We start from the raw sequence: 6,000 nt of genomic DNA on the forward strand, positions 1-6,000 counted from the left end.
ATGGCGCTTTGTTTTTGTTATAAATTCTCCTGATAAAGGGATCAATCGATCCAAGCTATTTTTACAGGTATTCACAGGAAGCTAGGGATAGGTTTTTAATGAAAAATAACCTATACTACCTTGGCATTACGCACGAACTTTGCCAGTAATGCAGGGAAAAACCTTTTCAGATAAACACCCAATACTTCTTTGCCTCCAATAGCTTTCTGATTTTTCTTTTTTTCTATAGCAGAGAGCATTTTTCTGGCAAAAATATCAGCAGACATTCCTTTCTCAGTAGCATCATCCATGGTTCCCTGCAGGGAGCCGTCACCGGTAACCGCGTGAATGGAAATATTGGTTTGTATAAATCCGGGACAGATGATGGTAACAAGTATTTTTTGAGCATATAACTCTGCACGCAGGGCATCAAAAAAGCCATGAAGAGCATGTTTGGCAGCAGCATAGCCACTTCGCATCGGAGCTCCGAATACTCCCATGAGACTGGAAACTACAGCAATCTGGCCTCCACCGTTTTTAATCATATAAGGAACAACCGCTTTGGTAAGGGCAACGGTTCCTAGATAGTCAACTTCCATTAAGTGTTTATCAATCTCGATATCAGTTTCCATGGCCAATGAGCGCTGAGACAGCCCGGCATTGTTAATGAGAATATCAATCTTTCCAAATTTTTCTATTGCTTTTCCTGCAATATCAGGCATATCTTTATAATTGGCTAGATCCAGAGGAAGCACTGCATATCTGGAGTGGGGAAGCCCTGCATTTTCTGCTACAGCATATAATTGTTCCTCCTTCCTGGAAGAAAGAATAATCTTTGCATTCGTATTCACGGTAAGCTCCTTAGTCAATGCTTCTCCAATTCCTGATGATGCTCCCGTGATCCAAATAACCTTATTGTCAAAATAAGTACTCATAATAGTTCTGTATTCAAATGATTTTATTGTAATCCGGCGATATATTTCCCGGCTTTCATTCCCGAAAAAATACATCCCCCAAGGAATGTCCCTTCCAAAGCACGATAACCGTGCATTCCACCACCGCCAAAACCTGCTACTTCTCCGGCAGCATACAGTCCTTCAATAATGCTTTCATCCTGTCTTAAAACCTGTCCGTTAAGATTTGTTTTAATGCCACCCAATGTTTTACGGGTAAGAATATGAAGACGTACCGCAATTAAAGGTCCATTTTCAGGAGACAATATTTTATGTGGGGCTGCCACACGGCCAAGCTTATCACCCAGATAGTTACGGGTATTTCGGATATAATTGACCTGTGTATCTTTTGAAAATTTATTATCAAGCTCCCTGTCCCGGGCTTCAATCTGTGCTTTTATTTTTTCATACTTTAAAAGATGATTTCCGGCCAGCTGATTCATTTTAGAAACAAGGTCTTCCAGATTATCTGATACAATAAAGTCTTTTCCGTGTTCTTTGAATGCTTCAACAGGTCCAGGTGCCTTTTTGCCAAAAATTCTGCTCAAAAAGAGAGAGTAGTCTTTATTGGTAATATCCGGGTTCTGTTCCGAGCCGGAAAGCGCAAATTCTTTCTTTATAATTTTTTGAGTAAGAATAAACCATGAATAAGAAAACCCTGTATCCTGGATATATTTTAAAGTTCCCAATGTATCAAATCCGGGCAGGAAAGGAGCGAGAAGGCGCTTTCCCTGTGCATCAAACCACAATGAGGAAGGTCCGGGTAATATTCTTATTCCGTGATTTGGCCAGATGGGATTCCAGTTTTGTATTCCTTCTGTATAATGCCACATTCTATCCTTATTGATAACATCAGCTCCTACATTTTCTGCAATACCAATCATTTTTCCGTCTACATAAGCAGGAACTCCGCACACCATATTTTCCGGAGCGGGACCCAATCTTTCGGGCCAGTTCTTTCTTACCAGCTCATGATTGGCTCCAATACCTCCCGAAGCAATAATAATATGAGGAGAAGTATATTCAAATTGTGAGATGATATTTCTATTGGTGGCAATTCCTCTTTCCTGAGTATCGTTTTCCAGCATGTCACCTTTAAGTCCTTTTATTTTTCCATTTTCCAGGATCAATTCAGTGACTCTGTGTCTGAATTTCATTTGTAACAAACCTTTCTCTTTCGCCTGATATGCTTTTTCTACAAAAGGCTTTATTACCCCTGTGCCTGTTCCCCAACTGACATGGAAACGGGGTACAGAATTTCCGTGTCCTGCAGCAGATCCGTCACCACGCTCAGCCCAACCCACCATAAACATCAATTTGATTCCCAACCTGGAAATATATTTATATTTTTCACCTGCCGCAAATTTCAGATAGGCTTCTGCCCACTGACGGGGCCAGTAATCTTCTTTACGGTCAAAACCTGCTGTCCCTTTCCAATCCTGTAAAGCCAGCTCATAAGAATCTTTAATTCCCATTCTGCGCTGTTGGGGGGAATTGATCAGGAAAAGGCCTCCAAAAGACCAGAATGCCTGTCCTCCTATATTCTCTTCAGTTTCCTGGTCCAATAAAAGGACTTTTTTTCCTGCATTGGTTATTTCCATAGCGGCAGTTAATCCCGCTAATCCGGTTCCTACAATAATAGCATCAGGCTGGAATATCTCTGTCATTTTACTGGGGTATTTTTATTGAACAATACTTTATATAAATGTATAAAATATTACTCTTAGACTGATAAAATTATTTCAAGAGATGATTTTCAATTTTCGAATGTTTAATTTTTCAAGAAGGGGATTTTATAATTCCTATTAGCGGGAAAAAATAATTAAATTTTCTAAAGTTCCGAAAACCTCACCATATATAAGTTATTCATTTATATAACTTTGTTTAAGGAAAAACAAACAAAACACTTCAATAATCTAAAAAAATAATATGAATGAACATGACCATATAATCAGAAGACAGCCAAAACACATATATCCTAAAAAAAGAATTCTGTGCTTAGTTTCTAATGCCACTCATCTTCATGGTATTAGCGTCGGTTTTTTTGCAGAAGAAATGACACGTCCTTTTTTTGATTTTATACAGGCAGGGTATGATGTGGACCTATGCTCACCAAAAGGAGGGGAAGTGAAATTTGATGCCCACTCAGACCCTGAAAATCCGGATGGCGCTTATCCTAACGACTTGATTAGCATTGGTTTTCGTCATCATCCTATTTTTGGAAAATTATTACAAAATTCAAAAGCTGTAGAGGAAATAGATATTAATAATTATGATGCCGTTTGTGTTGCGGGAGGAGGAGCACCCTTACTCACTTTTAAAGATGATAAAAAACTACACAAACTTATTGCAGACTTTTATGAGGCAGGAAAAATTACCTGTCTTATCTGCCATGGAACTTCTTTACTGTTGTGGACCACACTCAGTAACGGAAAACTTTTGGCAGATGGTAAAACATGGACAGGATTTGCAGACAGTGAAGAGGATATTATCAATACAATGTTCGGAATGACTGTCAATGATTATACGATTGAAACAGAAGCCAGAAAAAACCCAAATACCAAATTTGAAGTTGCCGGGCCTCTGGAACCATTTGCAGTGAGAGATGGAAGATTAATTACTGCACAACAGCAGCACAGCAGTTTTCTTGCATCACAATTGGTCATTGAAGCTTTATCAGAATAGCCTGTTAATTATAATAAAAAACACACAATACATATGAACAAATACCAAAACATTTTTGATACTCAAAAAGAATTTTTCTTCAATGATCAGAGTAAAACATACGAATGGCGTATGGATCAGCTTAACAGGATGGAAAAATTTCTTACAGACAACCAGGACGTTTTTTGCAAAGCCCTGGAGCAGGACTTCGGTAAACCTCCTTTTGAGCAATTGTTTGAAATTACGGTACCACTGGGCGTGATAAAATATTACAAGGAAAACCTTAAACAATTGATGACACCTCAGAAGACTGAAATCCCTAAAGGTCTTGAAGAAACCGGAAACAGTGGAATTATTTATAAAGAACCTTATGGAGTAACATTAGTCATTGGTCCATTCAATGCACCGGTATTGTTATTGCTCGATCCTGCCATTGCAGCATTGGCAGCAGGGAATACAGTCATTTTAAAGCCAGCCAACACAACTCCTACTGTAGCCCAGCTATTTGCTGAGCTTATCCCTAAATATTTTGAGCCGGAAGCTGTAACAGCAGTGACAGGTGGCAGAGAAGAAATCACAGAATTATTACAATTACCTTTTGACTTTATTTTCTTTACAGGAAGTTCCAATGTTGCAAAAGTAGTAATGCGCGCTGCTGCAGAAAATCTGACTCCTATTATTTTAGAATTGGGAGGGCAAAATCCTACCGTCGTTGATGAAACAGCCAATTTGGACATCGCAGTAGACAGAATCGCATGGGGGCATAATGCGATTTCGGGACAATGGTGTATTGCCCCGGGATATGTATATGTACACGAAAGTATTGCTGAAGAATTTATTGAAAAACTAAAGGCTTCCATCCGCAAAATGTACGGAGAAGATCCTCAGCAAAGCCCCGATTTCGCAAGAATGATCAGTGAACATGACACAGAACGTGTTGCATCCTATATCATTCCCGAAAAGGTAGTTATTGGGGGACGTTTCAATGTGGCTCAGCGGTATGTAGAACCCACTGTCCTTTATCCGAGTACCTGGGAAGATCCTGCATTGCAACAGGAAGTTTTCGGACCTGTTTTGCCTGTAATGGTGTATTCAGATTTAAAAGAGATTGCCAATATTATTAAACGTAAGCCTAAATCATTGGCAGCCTATATTTTTAGTAAAAATCAGGATAATATTGATTATTTCCTTAATTCGGTTTCCTTTGGAGGTGGTTGCATCAATCAAACGAACTTACACTGCTGGATAGACAGTTTACCTTTCGGGGGCGTAGGATATTCAGGAATGGGCAAATATTATGGTAAAGCAGGATTTGATGCTTTAAGCAATACTAAAGCTATGCTTGTTGGAAATCCGGATCTTGAACTTGATGTTTTTCCTCCTTATGCCGGAAAAGATATTGCTAAAAACTTAAGTGTATTCAGCTGATTAATAATAGAATTTTACAATTATTTCAAGCCCGATCCCAATGCAGGATGGGGCTTTTTTTATCTTTGTGAATAATACTAGTAAATACCAGGTATTTGCTGTCTCAAAAGATGATATCCCTGGTTCGGGTTCAGATGAAATCACTTTGAAAATCAGGAACTTTTTTTATTTTTTGACTACAACAATACAACAACTTTTTCAAGAGATATTTTATCACTTCACTTGGTTTATAGGAAGGAGGGGCAGAACAGTATATCTTGGCAATACAAATGTTAAGAATTGATATAAAATATTAAAATGAAGATTTCTATAAATAAATATTTTTTCTTCATTTGCAGCTTTATTTTTACATAAAACAAAATTTTTGGTGAAATTTCTATCACCTGGTTTCAAAATTTAGTTTCCTCTTTTTAAGATCTAATCATAGTTTCTAAAATAAAATAATATTTTTTTTTGAAATTAACTAATCCATTTCTATACAAGAATGAGATTTGTTGTATTAAATCCCATTCTATAGATTTTTTAATTTTATCTATTACCTTTCGATAAAATAAATGTAACAGAAATGAAAAAAACATTATCAATTCTTGGTCTGGCTATCTGTGGATCATTATTTTCTCAAAATATTGCGTTTGACAAGCTGTATGGTAACTCGGATACTGCTAATTATTATTTAGGTCATTATCCTGTGTCGGGCTCTAGTGGATTGGATATTAATTGGTTCGGCGGAATAAAGCTTCGAACATCAACAGGAATAGGTCTTCAATTACTGCAAAATGGAAATGTAGGGATAGGAACAGATTCACCAACTGCTAAACTTGATGTAAATGGTGGTGCCAGATTCTTCGATTTTGTGAGTGCAGGAAGTAATTCATGGATATGGCATACACCTGATGGTGATGGTAGGAAAACCTTATACATGGCTCCTATGAATGCTGCTAATACCGATTGGGACTGGAGTAAAGCATTTATTATG

The 6,000-nt window shown here is 37.8% G+C and carries 4 protein-coding genes and 1 pseudogene; 3 read left to right on the forward strand and 2 right to left on the reverse strand.

All coding sequences use genetic code 11. The features are described from left to right. Positions 1–110: 110 nt before the first annotated feature. Both MP478_RS09960 and MP478_RS09965 read right to left on the reverse strand, forming a co-directional pair. Entirely contained in the window at positions 111–914 is an 804-nt protein-coding gene (locus tag MP478_RS09960; protein WP_257200370.1) for an SDR family oxidoreductase, read from the reverse strand. Between the two features lie 23 nt (positions 915–937). Then, on the reverse strand, positions 938–2,599 hold the full coding sequence (locus MP478_RS09965) for an FAD-binding dehydrogenase (protein WP_257200371.1): 1,662 nt from the start codon (positions 2,597–2,599) through the stop codon (positions 938–940). A gap of 262 nt (positions 2,600–2,861) precedes the next feature. On the opposite strand from MP478_RS09965, the gene MP478_RS09970 reads away from it, so the two are divergent. The 3 genes and pseudogenes from MP478_RS09970 to MP478_RS09980 form a co-directional block, all read left to right on the forward strand. Beyond that, positions 2,862–3,617 carry a type 1 glutamine amidotransferase domain-containing protein gene (locus tag MP478_RS09970; RefSeq protein ID WP_230039207.1) on the forward strand — a complete coding sequence of 252 codons (756 nt, stop codon included), beginning with the start codon at positions 2,862–2,864 and terminating at the stop codon, positions 3,615–3,617. A 33-nt stretch (positions 3,618–3,650) separates the two neighbouring features. After that, entirely contained in the window at positions 3,651–5,024 is a 1,374-nt protein-coding gene (locus MP478_RS09975; protein WP_257200372.1) for an aldehyde dehydrogenase family protein, read from the forward strand. 565 nt (positions 5,025–5,589) lie between these two features. Beyond that, positions 5,590–6,000, forward strand: a pseudogene (locus MP478_RS09980) (hypothetical protein); the annotation flags it as partial.

Origin of the sequence: Chryseobacterium sp. WG14 (genome assembly GCF_024586945.1) — a bacterium.
Lineage (GTDB): Bacteria > Bacteroidota > Bacteroidia > Flavobacteriales > Weeksellaceae > Chryseobacterium.